This is a genomic window from Marinomonas sp. IMCC 4694, assembly GCF_008122525.1.
In the GTDB taxonomy this organism is placed as follows: Bacteria; Pseudomonadota; Gammaproteobacteria; order Pseudomonadales; family Marinomonadaceae; genus Marinomonas.
Genome location: NZ_VSRV01000001.1, coordinates 2,347,844 through 2,364,510 on the forward strand (window position 1 = coordinate 2,347,844; position 16,667 = coordinate 2,364,510).

General features: G+C 45.5%; 15 protein-coding genes. 2 read left to right on the forward strand and 13 right to left on the reverse strand.

Annotation, left to right across the window (positions count from 1 at the left end):
* Positions 1-92: 92 nt before the first annotated feature.
* The 4 genes from FXV75_RS10595 to FXV75_RS10610 form a co-directional block, all read right to left on the reverse strand.
* Positions 93-407, reverse strand: coding sequence for an SCP2 sterol-binding domain-containing protein (locus tag FXV75_RS10595; RefSeq protein ID WP_148833248.1), 315 nt, complete (start codon positions 405-407; stop codon positions 93-95).
* Between the two features lie 47 nt (positions 408-454).
* Positions 455-2,260 (reverse strand): acyl-CoA dehydrogenase C-terminal domain-containing protein, encoded by a 1,806-nt coding sequence (locus FXV75_RS10600; RefSeq protein ID WP_148833250.1) that lies wholly within the window; start codon positions 2,258-2,260, stop codon positions 455-457.
* Positions 2,261-2,429: 169 nt separating this feature from the next.
* Complete coding sequence (locus tag FXV75_RS10605) at positions 2,430-3,497, reverse strand: CobW family GTP-binding protein (RefSeq protein ID WP_148833252.1); 1,068 nt, start codon at positions 3,495-3,497, stop codon at positions 2,430-2,432.
* A gap of 9 nt (positions 3,498-3,506) precedes the next feature.
* Entirely contained in the window at positions 3,507-4,058 is a 552-nt protein-coding gene (locus FXV75_RS10610) for an RNA methyltransferase (protein ID WP_148833254.1), read from the reverse strand.
* A 112-nt stretch (positions 4,059-4,170) separates the two neighbouring features.
* Between FXV75_RS10610 and FXV75_RS10615 the strand changes: the two genes are divergently transcribed.
* Positions 4,171-4,914 (forward strand): class I SAM-dependent DNA methyltransferase, encoded by a 744-nt coding sequence (locus FXV75_RS10615; protein WP_148833256.1) that lies wholly within the window; start codon positions 4,171-4,173, stop codon positions 4,912-4,914.
* A 497-nt stretch (positions 4,915-5,411) separates the two neighbouring features.
* Here FXV75_RS10615 and cpxA read toward each other — a convergent pair whose 3' ends face one another.
* Both cpxA and FXV75_RS10630 read right to left on the reverse strand, forming a co-directional pair.
* Positions 5,412-6,797, reverse strand: coding sequence for an envelope stress sensor histidine kinase CpxA (cpxA, locus tag FXV75_RS10625; RefSeq protein WP_148833260.1), 1,386 nt, complete (start codon positions 6,795-6,797; stop codon positions 5,412-5,414).
* The gene (locus tag FXV75_RS10630) at positions 6,797-7,486 is read right to left on the reverse strand and encodes a response regulator (protein WP_148833262.1); all 690 of its coding nucleotides are present in this window, start codon (positions 7,484-7,486) and stop codon (positions 6,797-6,799) included. Before FXV75_RS10630 ends, cpxA begins: the two co-directional genes overlap by 1 nt.
* Before the next feature lie 269 nt (positions 7,487-7,755).
* Between FXV75_RS10630 and FXV75_RS10635 the strand changes: the two genes are divergently transcribed.
* Complete coding sequence (locus tag FXV75_RS10635; RefSeq protein WP_262368530.1) at positions 7,756-8,319, forward strand: CpxP family protein; 564 nt, start codon at positions 7,756-7,758, stop codon at positions 8,317-8,319.
* Positions 8,320-8,407: 88 nt separating this feature from the next.
* Here FXV75_RS10635 and FXV75_RS10640 read toward each other — a convergent pair whose 3' ends face one another.
* The 7 genes from FXV75_RS10640 to FXV75_RS10670 all read right to left on the reverse strand — a co-directional run bounded on the left by FXV75_RS10640 (position 8,408) and on the right by FXV75_RS10670 (position 16,427).
* The gene (locus tag FXV75_RS10640; protein WP_148833263.1) at positions 8,408-8,692 is read right to left on the reverse strand and encodes a hypothetical protein; all 285 of its coding nucleotides are present in this window, start codon (positions 8,690-8,692) and stop codon (positions 8,408-8,410) included.
* 160 nt (positions 8,693-8,852) lie between these two features.
* Positions 8,853-9,851 carry a branched-chain amino acid aminotransferase gene (locus FXV75_RS10645; protein WP_148833265.1) on the reverse strand — a complete coding sequence of 333 codons (999 nt, stop codon included), beginning with the start codon at positions 9,849-9,851 and terminating at the stop codon, positions 8,853-8,855.
* Positions 9,852-10,061: 210 nt separating this feature from the next.
* Positions 10,062-11,729, reverse strand: coding sequence for an amino acid ABC transporter ATP-binding/permease protein (locus FXV75_RS10650; protein ID WP_187424880.1), 1,668 nt, complete (start codon positions 11,727-11,729; stop codon positions 10,062-10,064).
* Positions 11,701-13,494, reverse strand: a complete 1,794-nt coding sequence (gene cydD / locus FXV75_RS10655; protein WP_148833267.1) for a thiol reductant ABC exporter subunit CydD — start codon at positions 13,492-13,494, stop codon at positions 11,701-11,703. The genes FXV75_RS10650 and cydD overlap by 29 nt, the downstream gene beginning before the upstream one ends.
* A gap of 5 nt (positions 13,495-13,499) precedes the next feature.
* Positions 13,500-13,610, reverse strand: a complete 111-nt coding sequence (gene cydX, locus FXV75_RS10660; RefSeq protein ID WP_148833269.1) for a cytochrome bd-I oxidase subunit CydX — start codon at positions 13,608-13,610, stop codon at positions 13,500-13,502.
* Positions 13,611-13,714: 104 nt separating this feature from the next.
* Complete coding sequence (cydB, locus tag FXV75_RS10665) at positions 13,715-14,851, reverse strand: cytochrome d ubiquinol oxidase subunit II (protein ID WP_148833271.1); 1,137 nt, start codon at positions 14,849-14,851, stop codon at positions 13,715-13,717.
* Position 14,852: 1 nt separating this feature from the next.
* Positions 14,853-16,427, reverse strand: coding sequence for a cytochrome ubiquinol oxidase subunit I (locus FXV75_RS10670; RefSeq protein WP_148833273.1), 1,575 nt, complete (start codon positions 16,425-16,427; stop codon positions 14,853-14,855).
* Positions 16,428-16,667 lie beyond the last annotated feature (240 nt).

The window sequence follows — 16,667 nt, forward strand, 5'->3', positions numbered from 1 at the left end:
TGTTGTTATTTAGGAGGAAAAAGAAATGCAAAAGCTCAACTACTTTTTGGTGCAGTTGAGCTTTAGAGCCAATACCTTACGAAATGTTCATTTTAAACAGGGAAAATTTGCGTTAATTTGGTGGCCAACATGATGTCGCCATCGGCGCGAATTTTACCTTGCATAAAAGCGGCCATACCATCAAGTTCACCGCTCATGACTTCTTTCAAGGTGTCTAAATCCATACTCAGAGTAACGGTTGGCTCATCGTGCTCGCCTTCTCCCATCTTGCATTGCCCATCTTCTATCGTTAGGTGGTAGTTGTCGGCATCGTCTAATTCAAATTGAAAGACGGCTTCCATATCATCGGCTTCATCGGCATCAAAACGCCCTAACATGGCTTCAAATACTGTTTGTGCTTCGCTCATCACTCTGTCCTCTTAATTCAATATGTTTATTATTTCTTAACGTCTTATTAGGCGTTAAGAAACAGGAAGTTATCTTCATTCATGGCCAACAAATTATCGGCACCGGACAACATGGCGTCGGCGTGTGCTTTTGTGCGAGGCAATAGACGCTCGTAGTAAAAAGTCGCTGTTTGCAGTTTTGCGGTGTAAAAGCCTACTTCATTGGTACCTTCATCCAGTTTTTGTTGTGCCGTTGCCGCCATGCGAGCCCAAAAATACGCCAATACGACATAACCAGAAAACATCAAATAATCTACAGAAGCGGCACCCACTTCGTCTTTGTTGCGCATCGCTTTCATGCCGATCTTAAGCGTCACATCGCCCCACTCGCTGTTGACTTTATCCAGCGCAGAGACATAGGACTTCATGCGCTTGTCGCCTTTGTGCTCTTTACAGAACTTATGAATAATTTTAGTAAAGCGACGCAAGGTGGCGCCTTGGGTCATTAGTACTTTGCGACCTAATAAATCCAACGCTTGGATGCCCGTTGTTCCTTCGTAAAGCATAGAAATACGGCAGTCGCGAACATTTTGCTCCATGCCCCACTCCGCAATATAACCATGACCGCCAAACACTTGCAGACCATGATTGGCCGCCTCAAAGCCGGTTTCGGTCAGAAAAGCTTTGGCAATCGGCGTCAACAAAGACATTAACTCTTCGGCTTCGACTTTTTCGTCTGGTGTGCCTTTTTTCGTCGTATCTACCAACATAGAACAATAATGTATCAACGCTCGGCCGCCTTCGGCAAACGCTTTTTGTGTCAATAACATACGACGAACATCGGGGTGCACAATGATAGCGTCTGCGGCTTTTTCAGGAGATTTAGCCCCCGACAACGCACGCATTTGCAAACGATCTTTAGCGTACGCCACCGAGTTTTGCAACGCCCACTCAGCATGAGCCAAACCTTGCAATGCCGTACCAATACGCGCCGTATTCATGAAGGTAAACATGCAGTTCAAACCACGGTTTGCTTCCCCAATTAAATAGCCTTTCGCTCCGTCAAAGTTCATCACGCACGTCGCATTACCGTGGATACCCATTTTGTGTTCGATCGATCCACAGGACACTTGATTGCGATCGGCAATATCACCATTCGCATCCGCATTGTATTTTGGCACAATAAACAGGGAAATCCCTTTGGTACCGGCGGGAGCGTCCGGTAAACGAGCCAACACGATGTGAACAATGTTGCCTGCCATATCGTGCTCACCGGCCGAGATGAAAATCTTTGTACCCGTAATGGCGTAGCTGCCATCGGCTTGTGGTTCCGCTTTGGTTTTCATCATACCCAAATCCGTACCGCAATGGGATTCGGTCAAGCACATGGTGCCCGTCCATTCACCCGATACCAACTTGGTTAAATAGGTTTGTTTTTGCTCGTCAGTGCCATGCAGCTCAATGGTGTTCATTGCACCGTGGCTTAACCCTGGATACATGCCCCAAGACCAGTTAGAAGTAGCAATCATTTCTGTGACCATCATACCCAATGAATCAGGCAAACCTTGCCCACCGACGGCTTCTGGGTGTGACAAAGAAGGCCAACCGCCTTCGACGTATTGCTGATACGCTTCTTTGAAGCCTTCTGGTGTGGTGACCACGCCGTCTTTGAACTGGCAACCTTGCTGATCACCGATACGGTTCAATGGAGAAAGTACACGTTCTGCAAACTTCGCACCTTCTTCCAAAATCGCCGAGACCATATCAGGAGTGGCGTCTTCTGCCCCTGGTAATTTAGCGTAGTGCCCTGGAAAATCGAGCACTTCTTCAGTAACGAACTTAATGTCGCGCAAGGGCGCTTTATATTCAGGCATGATCATTGACCTCTTATTGTTTTATCTAACCTGCTCCACCATAGGAACTTCTTATACCCGAAAGGTTCCTCTATAAGCGTGTTTCTCTCAATAACAAAAGGGGCCAAAGTTAATGACAAAATAGAGCACGATGATTATTCACGGTCACCCCACTCTGCTAAACACAACGTTAAAAAAGATCGGCGTAGCCCTCAATAATCGCTTTTGACCAGTCTTCTGCAGCCACTCCGATGATCTCTAAGCGGCTGTCCTGAAGCCACATTGCTTGGCTCATTGTGAGCGCTCCACGAGCGGCGTTCACAAAAAGAGCCTGACCAGATTGAGTGACAAATACGCCTTTTATACGATAAATAGCGTCCAATTTAAGCATCTCATTCACCGCAGTCGTCACCGCATCGGCGTCGAAATAGTGTGTCTTTGACCATTGCCAACCCACGACCTGCATACCGTCTTGTTGTTTATGATAATGTCGTTGCGGTGCAAAACCTTGTTGTAAGAAAAGTGGCTGATCATGATGAATTTGTCCCACAGTATCTTGAGATTCATGGGGAGGAGCAGGCTTAGAATGAGGATGGTCGTGCTCGTTTTCCAGCGCTTTATAACGAATCGCTGAGTACGCTACAGAATCACTCAAAGACACGTCGAGTGCATTTTCAGACAGGGCCATCGGGTCTGATAAAAAGATCGCAGGCTTGACTTCGCCCTGGCTACACGCGGCAAACGTAGCGTCTATGAGTGCCACATCCTTTGGTGTGTACTGATCCACATGGCTAAACACAATCCCATTGGCAGACGCAATCTGGTCATTAAATATCGTATGTTTGGTATACCGCTCATCACTTAAATGGCGAGCGTCTAAAACGCAAAAGGTGCCCGTTAACAGCAACACATCATGATAGGTTGGACTGCGCAATTTTTGGATGATTTGCTTAGGATGCCCCAAGCCCGATGGCTCGATAAAAATGCGATCGGGATTGTATTGACGGATCAACTGGTTAAGGCCTTTTTGGAACGCTGCCGAGGTCGTACAACACACGCACCCTCCCGGCACTTCGGTAATAGCGATGTCCAAATCCGCATAAAATGCACTGTCTAAACCGATGTCGCCAAACTCATTGACCAGTACTGCCCACCGCTCATGCGGAGGTGATTGCTCCAGCAAATGGCGAATCAATGTGGTTTTTCCCGCGCCTAAAAACCCGGTCACCAGTGTCACCTTAATGCCTTGATAGCGCATAAACACTCCTTAGCCGTTGGTCGGTTTAGCGGTAACTTTAACTTTAACTTTAATGTTGTTGTTTACGTCTTTACTCTGACGAATCAGCTCATCACCCGCTATTGCCCTAGGAGATTTAGCCAGTCGATCGTACAACACCACATTGACCGACGCGGCCAAATTCATGCAACCGATGGTCGGCACAAACACCACGTAATCTGCACGATCTATAAGGTTTTGCGCAATGGTGCCGTCTTCTGGACCAAAAATGTACAGCGCTTTTTCAGGATGATGAAAAGCTGGCAAAGGCGTGGCGCCTTGAACCAAATCGACACACACAATTTTGGTATCGGCATCGACTGCATCGATAAAGTTTTCTAACCCCAAGGAATCAATATTGATCAGTGGAATCGATGTACTGGCTTTTTGGGTGTCAGTCGACATTTTTGTGGCACGGTCGTAACGCTTCCCCGAATAAAACACCTGGTCGGCTTGATAACAGCCCGCAGCGCGCATCACAGAGCCAACATTTGTAATATCTTTGGGGTTGCTTAACCCAATGGAAACCGTGTTTTTTTTCATCAGTTTTACTCTATCAATAAGGCCATCACTTCTGACTATTATAGCATTGAGACCTAGTGATGACTGCTATATGATTCGCCCTTCAATTTCCCGCCTCGCAAGTGAAAAAACTATGTCTGACAACACGCTTTATACGGACCTTTCTGGCTATTACGATTTAATGTGCGCCGATATTAACTATCAGGCCCAAAGCAAGAGCGTGCAAAGACTCGACCAGATCTTTGGCAACCAAGGAAAACGTCATTTGGATTTAGCCTGCGGAACCGGTCCACACATCGCCTACCTTTTACAAGAAGGCTATCAATGCAGCGGTTTAGACATTAATCAGCCCATGTTGGATCTCGCGAAACAGCGTTGCCCCGAGGCCAACTATTCCCTAGGCAACATGTGCGCATTTGAAACCATCGAGCCTTATGATTTGATCACCTGTTTTTTGTATTCAATCCATTACAGCGGGGATATCGCACAATTACGTTCGTGCATAGACAGTGCTCACAAGGCACTCAATGAAGGCGGCGTTTTTTGCTTTAATGCGGTAGACAAACACCACATAGACAATGCCTTGTTTGCAAAACACGACGTTAAACACGGCGGCAGTGTGTTTTCGTTTGGCTCATCATGGTATTACTCTGGGGAAGGTGAAAAGCAAACTCTCAAATTAAGCATTAAAAAAGCTGAGCAGCATTCTGAACAACACTGGCAAGACGAACACCCTATGGTCGCGCTGAGTTTTAATGAGCTCCAAACACTATTAGATGCGTATTTTGAGGTGCATATTTTCGAACATGACTACGACAAGATTTTGCCTTGGGGCGAGCAATCCGGTAACGCTGTTTTTGTGTGCATCAAAAAATAAAAACACACACTAAGGCCAGTAAACCATCGACACAAGGGCAGTTTAATCAGTTCATCGAGCGGTATTTTAAAATTAAAGTGATGATTTCGTGGTCACTCACGGTAGAAGACAAGGATTCATTGATGGATCGTCTTTGAGGTAAGTAAATATTGAATTTGCTTTTTAACAATCCCACGACTTGGGAGTCAGAATTTGGATCAAATGGCTGACTTGCAAAATTACAAATCCGCTGTAGTAAGAACTCTTTTGCTGTATTAATCATGTACTTCCTAGGGTGTCATAATATAGCGGCACAAGGGTGACGCTAAAGGTCATTCTAAATGGGTTTGAGGAAACGGGTTCGGAGTAACGTTCGTTAGATGGCTTTTCAAAAGGGCTTTTTGCCAACTAATAAACAAATTTGTATGTTAAAACACGAGAGAATAATATGGGCTGATTCTCTCGCTTTGTCTAGGGTTGCTTTACCTTAAAATACAAATATTATGGCTTACGCTCGATTATCTAGACAATAAAGGCAAGGTCACCTCGATTAATAAGCCGCCCAGTGCGCTTCGCTTCGCTAGAATAACACCTTGATGCTGACGTATGGCACTTTCAGCAATCGCCAAGCCCAATCCAGCTCCACCACTGTGACGGTCCCGTGCGGTAGAAACACGGTAAAACGGACGAAAAATAGAGTCTAATTCATCCTCAGGTACGCCCTCACCATCGTCTTCAACCCGCACTGTAAACGTTGTAGGAGTCACATCAAACGAGACATGAATCGTCTTCTTACCATAATGAATGGCATTACGGATGATATTCTCTAAAGCGCTCATAATCAGTGGCGAGTCGCACATCATCGTCCGATCAGGCACCACAGGTAGCAACATGCTCTTGCCCATTTGCTCTGCTTCAAATTGGCTATCTGCGAATAATTCATCAAACAGATGGCACAATGGCTGCGCTTCTCTTTGCAAATGGCTGTCGACCTGCACTCTAGACAACGCCAGTAACTTGGCTATCATCTGTTCAAGACGCTGCGCTTCTGTGTCAATACGAATCAAATCCGGGCTTTCTCCCAATTTTCGCCACGCTAACGCTTGCGCCATTCTTAGGCGTGTCAAGGGTGAGCGCAGTTCATGGGAAATATCCGACAGTAAACGCTGTTGCCCTGACATCATCCTGTTCACGGCTTCGACCATTTGGTTAAAGCTCGCTCCAGCTTGGCGAAATTCTGACATGCCTTTTTCAAGCTCTGGATCGGTTTCGAATACACCTTGCGATACTCTTTGCGCCGCTTTTTCAAGTCGTCGAGCCGGCTGACTTAACGCCCACGCTAACCACAACAACAAGGGCGTACTGATCAGCATAACAACCAATAGTAAACGAATGGGATGATCAAACAGTTGCAATAAAAAATTAGGCGGCTCATTCCATCTTGTGCCGGCATACAGGAAATAGGACTCACCAGCCAAGGTAATCGGCAACGGGCCAGAAATCATGGTTTTGCCATACAGCTGTTGCTGGGGGTTATCAGGATTATCCGTAGTCGTCACAAAGTTGCGTAACGAACGATAGCTCATGTCTTGGCGTCGATCATTGCCCAAGATATTGCCATTGAGGTCAGTGATAAAAAGACGCAATTTATTCCCCTCTTCATCTCGGCGACGGCGCGGATCAAGGCCATCTAATACGGAGTCTATGTCTGCAGCGGCCGAAAAAACCAATTCGACACGATCGCGTATTTGTACCATGCGGTCATAATGAGGCGGATCAATGTCTCGGGTTTTACGAGGATCAAAATGCGGCAAGACTAACACCGCTAAAATCACCAAAAACATGGTAAACCAAAAAATCGCGAAAATACGCCCATACAAGCTGGTGACATTAGGTAAACGCATTAATCTCCCTCCACCAACAGATAGCCACGCCCGCGCAAAGTTTTAATGCGCGGTTTGCCATTCGGCCAATCAGGTAATTTTTTTCGTAGGTTAGATACGTGCATGTCTAAAGCTCGATCGAACGCCGCTAAGCGTTTGCCCAATACATCAAGACTTAAGCCTTGTTTTGTTAGTACGGTGCCTGGATGCAATAAAAAATAATGCAAGAGCGCAAATTCGGTGCTGGTTAAATCCAACAACTCACCATTACAGTAGGCTTCCAAGCGACCCGGATACAATTTAATGTCTCGATATATCACAAAGTCATTATGTTGATTGTCGCCCTTCGTAACCTGAGTTCGTCTTAAAATTGCGCGAATTCTCGCCAGTAATTCACGCTCACTAAAAGGTTTAGGTAAATAGTCATCGGCACCGAGCTCAAGACCTACTACCCGATCGATTTCTTCGCCTTTAGCCGTCAGCATTAATACCGGCACGTCCCATTTTTCCCGCAATTGCTTTAGGGTTTCAAAACCGTTCAGTTTTGGCATCATCACATCCAGCAATACAAGGTCAATGTTGTCGTTCATCGCGACCAATCCATCGAGCCCATTGTATGCAGTAGACACTTCACAACTTTCAAATGATAAAACCTCTTTGAGCAGATCACTTAACTCAACATCATCGTCAATAATTAAAATATGTGGCATGTCTTTTTTCCTAAACAAAGTGAGTGTCACTGGACGACCATATTAAACTCGTTTGGTAAGTCGCTTTATTACGCCTATGTTACTTTGAAATCCTCTTTTAAACGCGTCCTTTACGTTACTTTACTTTACCAATACGCCACTTTACTTAAGAACCTCTATGCTACTTCCATGCGTTCAGAACACCATATCTATTACTAAATAAACGACTTTTTAAACAACTAACTAAACGAGCCAATTAATGGCCCAACTAACAGAAAAGGGTAAACACCATGAAAACATTGAAAATGACAAAAAAACTGCTTTTGGCTTCTGTCGCCCTTCCTTTCATCATCAGTGCTAGTAGCGCTTTTGCGTATGGTGGAAAGGATCACAAAGATCATCACGATAACGAATGCCGCCCAGGCCTTGATCGTGAAATCATGAAAGAGCTTAATCTTACGGATAGCCAAAAAGAGCAATTTAAAACTCTTCGTCAATCTCACAAAGAAGATATGAAAGACCGCGCTAAAGGCCATTCAGAGCAACGCGGTGAAAGACAAGACCAACGTGCAGAACAATTAAATGACTTATTACTGGCCGACACATTTGACGCAGCAAAAGCCACAGCAATGGCAAAAGAAATGCAAAGCCACAGAGAAGAACGTAAAGCAAAGCAAGACAGCTCAAAAGTAGAACGCCAAGTGCAAATGTTAAGCAAACAACACGAAATGCTGAGCATATTAACGCCAGAACAAAAAGCCAAACTCGTTGAACTGCAACAAGATCAAATGCAAGAATGCAGTGACGATAACGACGATGAAAAACCACGTCACAAAGGCAAAGATCGCCACTAAGGTGTCCATCTAAGCTACTGACTCATACATTGAGCACACCCTAAATAAAGGCGACTTTCGAGTCGCCTTTATTATGTGAATCTGGGCTTTAGCGACGTTTCCATATTCTCGCAACCGCACGATCACTGCCTAACCACCCCACTATTTCGCACACCAAGCCGGTGAACAAGAACATCATAATAGGGATAATACCCGCCGCTTCGCCGGTCATAATTGTCACCATTAAAGACACTGACGCAATCACCAAACACAGCAACCCCAACACAATGAGAATGGTTCTGTGGGAAGGTTTGTATTCATATTCTCCCTCACCTTCGCTCGATTCAAACAAACTCAACACAGGTGAACACAGTTTTCTTAGGATTTCTTTCATTCACATTTCCTTTTTAACCATTACCCACTTTTTAAGCAGCATCATAACCATAACGCTTTATAAGCATGCCATAAAAATTGATTCAATCCATATAAAAAGGGCCAATTGATCACAATCGGCCCTTTGAGTTTGATATGAGTTTGATATGAGTTTGATATGATTAAATGACTTTGGTTAGCCAGTTGTGCGTGTCTTCTGCTTTACCCCATTGAATATCATTCAAGGTTTGACGCAGTTTCTGAGCAATAGGACCTGGTTCGCCAGACCCTACTTTGTATTCTGTACCGTTATGAATAAAAGTACCGACCGACGTTAACACCGCCGCTGTGCCTGACAACACAGCTTCCACTTCTGGCTTCGCCGCGCGCGCTAATAGTTCTGCCACGGTCAAGTCACGCTCTGTTACGATCATCCCTAAATCAGCCGCTAACGTTAAGATAGAAGAACGCGTCACACCGTGTAAGAAACTCGTATCCAAACCCTTCGTGATGATCTCGTTGCCATCAATCAACAAGAAATTCGCCGCACCGGTTTCTTGCACATCGCCATTTGGACAGAATAAAATCTGATCGGCTTGCACTTCCGCCTTGGCTTTAGAAATCGGACCTAGCGCACTGGCGTAGTTAGCACCACTTTTGATCATGCCCATATGTGGCGCACAACGCATGCCGGTTTCGTCTAGCAGTAAACGTAATGCTTTTGCGCCACCGGTAAAATAATCGCCTACAGGGGACAACAAAACATACAACATTGACGTTGCCGTTGGTGCTGCAGCTTTGCCTACAGCGGCTTCGGTGCCTATGTGAGTCGGACGAATGTACATAGAACCCGGTGGCTCTGGCACATCCGTCGCAAATTCAGCCACGACATCCACAATCATCTTAGCAATTTGAGCTTCATCAATAGACGGCAAAGACAACAAACGGCTGCTTTGTGCCAAACGCTTGATGTTTTGATCCATACGAAAAACATGCACACTGCCGTCTGCATGACGGAAGGCTTTTAGCCCTTCAAAGCACGTGCTGGAATAATGTAAAACGTGCGCCCCAGGGTGCAATTGAATGCTGTCTGATGCGACAATGCTCGCGTCACTCCATTGATTATTTTCAAATGTTGCCAATGCCATTTTAGGCATAAACACGCTACCAAAAGCCGCCATTATTGCTTCCTAATATAGTTAAATGATTGCGAGTAACACGCCGAAAAAAAGCGCATCACCCAATGTTTACCTGATAATAAAACGGAAAACCGAATGAAGAAAGTAAATCATAAATCACAGGCGAAATAGAAGCGCTATTACCAAGAAATTAACGCATGAACAGGCAAAAAAATGTACTGACCATTAAGTAACCATTAATGAGTCATGAGGTTACAGCTCAATCACCCCAGCATGGTCACCAAGCAAACTGCCAACGTGACTCACTAATACCAATATCTCTGGCTTATAATCTTGTTGTAATGACAGGCAAATCGTTTCAATTGTTGCTTTATCCAAACCATCGAACGGCTCATCTAATAAAAGTACCGGCGCTTTTCTTAATAACAAACGCGCTAATGCCAGACGCTTGCGCTGTCCACCGGATAAATTACGACCTTGCGAACTCAATAAGGTATCCAATCCGTTTGGTAAGCTCTTTACCCAGTCCGCCAAGGCAACAGCACCCAACACAGACCATAACGCTTCTACCGTCGCATCAGGATTACCCAAACGTAAATTAGCCGCGATACTTTGTTGAAATATATACGGGGCCTGTGGCAAATAGCTTAATTGCTGCTGATACACAGTATTGCCGAACAACTCAGTTACTTCATCGTTGATCAACGCTTGGCCGGTCGATAAACAATCCCCGGCCATGGACGCAAGCAATGTCGACTTACCTGAACCACTTCCCCCCCGAATCCATAAGGTGTCACCTGTCTCTATGGTTAAATCAATCGCGTCGTTGCCCATACCGCTGGCGGCATGAAAACCTCGCCAATGCTGAAAAGACAAACGACGAAGCTGCCCTGCAATACAGGTAAACGTGTCTTGTTCTGAGTCTTTTGGCGCGTCATAAAGTTGATTGAGCCTGCGCAGCCCAACCTGAGATTGACCTTGCGCGACAAACGATTGAACAAGCGGCAGCGCCAACTCGTTAACAGCGAGTAAAGACAGCACAAAACCCACAACCCAAGTACCTTGTACGTTGTCTAGCAGCATCCACCGCCCTGATGGCAAATCCAACTCACTGACCAAATAGAAGCTACTGGCAATCAATGAAACAGTAATCCAATAAGCTAAGAAGCGCCCCACGCTGACTGCGTTTTGAATATGAATTTCTGTGCGGCGCTGGCGTTCATCCAGTTGCCCCAAACGTTTAGCATACTCTTTCCAATGTCCGCGTATCGTTAGCGTCACTAACGCAGAGAATAAGCTAACAAAACGACTACGGCGATGCACGCCCAAAATCTGCCCAACATGCACAGCATGACTGGCAAAGCGACCACAAACATAAGGCACCACCACAATATGCAGCAAGGCCGCTGTCGCCATAGGCCAAAGCAATGCAGGTAAAATGAAATAAGCAAATATCGACACCGCCACATAACTTGCTACAGCGTAAATCCAAGGTAAAAACACGACTAACGGCCAACGAATAATCTGATCCAGATCACTGACCAAACGCTGAAGCAAGTCGCCTCTTGTCTGCTCATGCAAATTTGCCGCATCCTTTGCAACTCGCTGATCCCAAACCCACAGACGTAATGTTTTTAATAAACCCAGCAAATGGTTGTGCGCCGCAACCTGCTCACCATAACGACCTGCGGTACGAAATATCGACAAACCACGAACAATGGCGCCCGGCGTTAAATAATTAAAAAACATGCCTGCGCCTACCGCAGTCGCCAACCCTGCCGCTGAAATAAACCAGCCTGACACACCGAGCAGCGCTACCCCTGACAAACTGGCGACTACGCCCAGTAAAACGGGAACAACAAAGCCCCAAGGGTTCGTAAATACAAGCTGTCTAAGTGATAGTTTGGTTGTTTTTTTCATACACACCTCTTTTGCTCAGCGCCCAATGTTTATCGGCCCACATAATGGGATGTGTATCATGGCTAACAATCAATAAGGTTTTACCCTTTGACACCTGATTCAATGTCTCTAAAACCGCATCAGCGGTTTCTTTGTCAAGCCCAGAACAAGGTTCATCAAGCAACCAAACATCCGCTTGGGACAGCAAGGCTCGGGCGATGGATAATCGCTGCATTTGACCACCCGACAAACCCGAACCTAGTTCTGTTAGCGGCGTTTCAAGGCCATTTGGCAAGACTCGAATAAAGTCATCACAATGGCTTTTACACAGAGCCTCTTGAAGTGCCTCTTCTGTAGGCATCTCGATACCTAGCAACAAGTTACGCTTAATGCTGCCGTTTACCCACTCAGGCGTTTGTGGCAACCAAGCCAATTTCGCGCGCCATTCAGACAAGTCGAGCGCTTGAAACGGGCGCCCTTTCACGTAGAACTCACCCTGATACGCTTCTTCAAACCCTAATAAAAGATGCAATAAACTGGATTTACCCACGCCAGATTCGCCACTTAGCCAAACTCGTTGACCTTCTAGCACGTCAACCGAGATCGGTGCTAAACGATGGCGACCAGATTCAAGCCAGCCCACTTTTCTAAGGCTCAAAAATGCTTGTGTATTAATCGCCTCTGACCCACCTGAATCAGCGGGTGTATCCAAGAAAATATCAAGAATACTGTCGGAGCCGCTGTTTACGCCGGCTGTTGTTGCCGTTGTCGTTGTGTTCAATATTTCTAATAAATCGGTCGCAGCGGCTTCTGCTTTTTGTTTGGCGTGATAATCATTACCTAGCTGGCGCAATGGCAAATAAAATTCAGGGGCTAATAGCAGCAAAAACATCGCCTGCATTAACGTTACCGGTGAAGTGCCTTGCTGCCATGGTAAAGCTTCTAACAAGCCAAGCCCCAGATACAGCGCAATCATGGCGATCGATAAGGAGGCAAACAACTCAAGGGTCGCCGTCGACAAAAAAGCCAACACCAGCACACCCATGGTGGTTTTTTGGTACGATTCCGCACTAAAGGACAAACGGTCTCGAGCTTCATCCGTTCGATTTAATCGTTTCAATTCAGCCAAACCTTGACTCAAATCCATAAACTGGTTAGACAGCATAGCCAACACATTAAACTGGCGACGGTTTGCCTGAGCGGCTTTGTGTCCCACGAAAATCATAAACACAATAACCAAAGGCGCCGTTAGTATGAAAACAAAAAAAGCAATCCAAGAAATGGAGACAACAGAAAGGAGAATAACGCAAGGAATAAGGGTCACCATAAACACTTGAGGCTTATAGCGACTGAAAAAATCGTCTAACGCGTCTACCTGTTCATAAACACGCGTTGACAGTGCCGCATCTTCTTCAATTCTCAGTCGAGCTGGGCCCAACTCAGTCAGATGTGACACCAGCTTATGACGCAAGCCGTAACGAATGTCACGGCTTGCACTGGTGCAAATACGCTCACGAGCAAAGCTTGCTAGAGCGCGCAGTAAAAGAGCAAACAAACCAAGGCATAAAAGTGACAAGGAAAAAGATTGGTGCAAGGCCATGTCCGAAAAGACATGCGCAAACGCCCAAGCTTGAAGCACAAGAGCCACCGCGAACAAGAACCCAAAACCTTGGGCCCAACGATATTTTGAGGATTGCTGATTAGATAACGTATCTAAAAAACTCACTTCCGGTGTTTTAACACGACTCGCTCTCGGTGACTTCTTTGCTTCCTTGTTTTTTGACATTGAGTTTACTGCTGCTCCTCTTCGCCGTCATAACCACTAAACTCTAACCATAATGCATTCACGATACCAAATGAACACGCCAATAAAATGCCGAGAACCCAAGCAAAATACCACATACTGTCTTCCTCCACGATAGGGTTCAATAGGAACCCTATCTAACAAATAACTAACAAATAACTAACAAATAACTAAAAAAAATCCGCGAATCGCTAAGATTGGCTTAATACAACGAGTGAGTGTTGTCTTCCAAATGCTTCTTAGTCAAACGACCATACATAACGAAGTAACTCCACAGGGTATAAGTCAGTACGATTGGTACAAAGATACAAGCAACAACGAACATGATCATCATGGTGTTATGGCTGGATGTCGCATCCCAAATGGTCAAACTCATGCTCGGAAAACTTGAAGATGGCATCAAGAACGGGAACATAGACCCGCCCGCTGTCACGATAATGCCCGCAATACCCAAGGATGAACTCAAGAAAGACAAGGCGCCTTTTTTCATTACCGCAGCTAGTGCCGCCACCAACATACCAACAATACCCACCATTGGCGCCAAAATAAGCACAGGGTAAGTCGAGTAATTGGTTAGCCAGGCACCCGCTTGTACCTCGGCGGTTTTCATCAAGGGTGTCATAGCCGCGTTGCCATCAATCGCGCTCGTAAGCACGTATCCATCAATGCCGTACGCCAACCAAATACCTGCGACAATGAAAAGTACCGCAGCTAAAGTGCCTGTTACCGCTGTTGCTTTACATGCTTTACGATACAAGTCAGCGTCTGTCTTCATTTGTAACCAAGCACCCCCTTGTGTCATTAACATTAATAAGCTAACCAGACCACAAAGAATACCAAAGGGGTTCAGCAAACCAAAAAACGAACCGGTATACGTCACACGCAAGTAGTTATCAAACTCAAACGGCACACCTTGCAACAAGTTACCAAACGCCACGCCGAAAATAATAGGCGGAACGGCGGAGCCGAATACAATGCCCCAATCCCAGCTAGTACGCCACTTTGAATTCTCAAGTTTAGAACGGTAATCAAAACCGATCGGACGGAAGAACAACGCGGCCAAAACCAACATCATCGCGAAATAAAAACCAGAGAATGAAGTCGCATACACAACAGGCCAAGCCGCAAATAAAGCACCACCTGCTGTGATAAACCAAACCTGATTACCATCCCAATGAGGGGCAATCGAGTTGATCATAATTCGGCGCTCTGAGTCTGTGCCGCCAATAACTTTTAGCAAGCTACCCACACCCATATCAAACCCATCGGTTACTGAAAAACCAATGAGCAAAACACCGATCAGTACCCACCAAATGACTTTTAATAATTCGTATTCCATTTTATACCTCCTGCTTCAGCTGAGCGGTTTCTTGTTCAAGCGCATAACGACCAGTGTGTAAACTGGAAGGTCCCTGCTTCGCGAAACGAATCATCAGGTACATTTCAGCGACCAAGAAAGCGGTATACAAGACAGCAAAACCAATAATGGTGGTCCAAATCTCACCCGCGGTCAGGTTAGAAACCGCCACGTGAACAGGCAGAATTTCACCAATGGCCCATGGTTGACGACCATATTCAGCGACAAACCAACCCAGTTCATTTGCGATCCAAGGCAGTGGCAAACACAAGATAATCAGTTTCAAAAACAGCGGATTCTGCCCTATACGACGACGCGCATTCTGATAAAAAGCCGCCGCGAAAACGAACAACATGATAAAACCACATGCCACCATGGCACGGAATGCGAAGAACAATGGCGCTACCTGAGGAATAGAATACTCCACCGCTTGGTCGATCTCTTCGGATGTCACTTTGTTCATATCTTGGTTAAACGCAGTGACCAGTAAACCGTAACCCAGGTCGTCTTTTACTTTTTCGAAGTTAGACTTAACCAGTGGATCGGTTGAACCATTGCGCAATTTTTCGAGCAACTGATTGGCATAAATACCATTAATAATACGCTGGCGATTATGCTCTTTTAGCTCTTTAATACCTTCCACTTCACCATCCAGTGAGCGGGTAGCAATAATACCCATTAGGCCAGGAATCTTAAGCGCAAATTCAGTTTCCTGAAGCTCTTGGTTAGGAAAGCCGATTAAGGTGAAATCAGCAGGGGCTTCCTGTGTTTCCCACTCAGCTTCAATAGCGGCTAATTTTACTTTTTGCACCTCGCCAAGCTCGTAACCAGATTCATCACCCAATAGGATAACGCTCATGATAGACGCTAAACCAAACGCAGAAGCAATGGCAAATGAGCGACGGGCAAACGCAAGATCGCGACCTTTCAATAGGTAGTAACTTGAAATCACCAGAACAAACATAGCGCCGGTTGTATACCCTGCAGAAACCGTATGAACAAATTTCACCTGAGCCACAGGGTTAAGTAGCAACGCACCAAAATCAACCAATTCCATTCTCATGGTTTCGTAATTGAATTCAGAGCCGACGGGGTTTTGCATCCAGCCGTTTGCGATTAGGATCCATAAAGCAGAAAGGTTAGAACCCAACGCCACACCCCATGTCACCATCAAGTGTTTTACTTTGCTCAAACGATCCCAACCAAAAAAGAACAAACCCACAAGCGTGGATTCTAGGAAGAAAGCCATCAAACCTTCGATCGCCAAAGGCGCACCGAAAATATCCCCTACATAGTGGGAATAGTATGACCAGTTTGTTCCGAACTGGAACTCCATTGTCAGACCCGTCGTCACCCCTAAGGCAAAGTTAATACCAAACAATTTGCCCCAGAACTTCACCATGTCCTTGTATATTTGCTTACCGGTAATCACATAGACAGATTCCATGATGGCGAGCAAAAAAGACATCCCGAGTGTCAAAGGGACAAACAAGTAGTGATACAGCACTGTAAAAGCAAACTGAAACCGCGATAGTTCCACTACAGCTTCGTTAATCATATGACTTCAACCCATTCATTTAGCTGAGAAAAAAGACGTTTGCAGACACTTCCATACCAGAGTGCTCTTATTATCTAACGCCCACCGGAGCCTCAAACCATTTGAAGCTTCCTATAAGGTAATATTATGATTGCAGTTACCATTTAAAACATTGCGTTAGATCAAGAGAATGAGAGTGAAACAAAGAAGTGTATGAATAAATTCTTATATACAACCATCATCAAGGTCATCACATAGGCG

What these genes read in the sequence shown, in the direction of transcription:
- FXV75_RS10600 (WP_148833250.1), bottom strand. Translation starts at nt 2,260, where the DNA reads ATGCCTGAATATAAAGCGCCCTTGCGCGACATTAAGTTCGTTACTGAA.
- FXV75_RS10595 (WP_148833248.1), bottom strand. Translation starts at nt 407, where the DNA reads ATGAGCGAAGCACAAACAGTATTTGAAGCCATGTTAGGGCGTTTTGAT.
- FXV75_RS10605 (WP_148833252.1), bottom strand. Translation starts at nt 3,497, where the DNA reads ATGCGCTATCAAGGCATTAAGGTGACACTGGTGACCGGGTTTTTAGGC.
- FXV75_RS10670 (WP_148833273.1), bottom strand. Translation starts at nt 16,427, where the DNA reads ATGATTAACGAAGCTGTAGTGGAACTATCGCGGTTTCAGTTTGCTTTT.
- FXV75_RS10650 (WP_187424880.1), bottom strand. Translation starts at nt 11,729, where the DNA reads ATGAAAAAAACAACCAAACTATCACTTAGACAGCTTGTATTTACGAAC.
- cydB (WP_148833271.1), bottom strand. Translation starts at nt 14,851, where the DNA reads ATGGAATACGAATTATTAAAAGTCATTTGGTGGGTACTGATCGGTGTT.
- cydX (WP_148833269.1), bottom strand. Translation starts at nt 13,610, where the DNA reads ATGTGGTATTTTGCTTGGGTTCTCGGCATTTTATTGGCGTGTTCATTT.
- FXV75_RS10610 (WP_148833254.1), bottom strand. Translation starts at nt 4,058, where the DNA reads ATGAAAAAAAACACGGTTTCCATTGGGTTAAGCAACCCCAAAGATATT.
- FXV75_RS10635 (WP_262368530.1), top strand. Translation starts at nt 7,756, where the DNA reads ATGAAAACATTGAAAATGACAAAAAAACTGCTTTTGGCTTCTGTCGCC.
- cpxA (WP_148833260.1), bottom strand. Translation starts at nt 6,797, where the DNA reads ATGCGTTTACCTAATGTCACCAGCTTGTATGGGCGTATTTTCGCGATT.
- FXV75_RS10615 (WP_148833256.1), top strand. Translation starts at nt 4,171, where the DNA reads ATGTCTGACAACACGCTTTATACGGACCTTTCTGGCTATTACGATTTA.
- FXV75_RS10630 (WP_148833262.1), bottom strand. Translation starts at nt 7,486, where the DNA reads ATGCCACATATTTTAATTATTGACGATGATGTTGAGTTAAGTGATCTG.
- FXV75_RS10640 (WP_148833263.1), bottom strand. Translation starts at nt 8,692, where the DNA reads ATGAAAGAAATCCTAAGAAAACTGTGTTCACCTGTGTTGAGTTTGTTT.
- FXV75_RS10645 (WP_148833265.1), bottom strand. Translation starts at nt 9,851, where the DNA reads ATGGCGGCTTTTGGTAGCGTGTTTATGCCTAAAATGGCATTGGCAACA.
- cydD (WP_148833267.1), bottom strand. Translation starts at nt 13,494, where the DNA reads ATGTCAAAAAACAAGGAAGCAAAGAAGTCACCGAGAGCGAGTCGTGTT.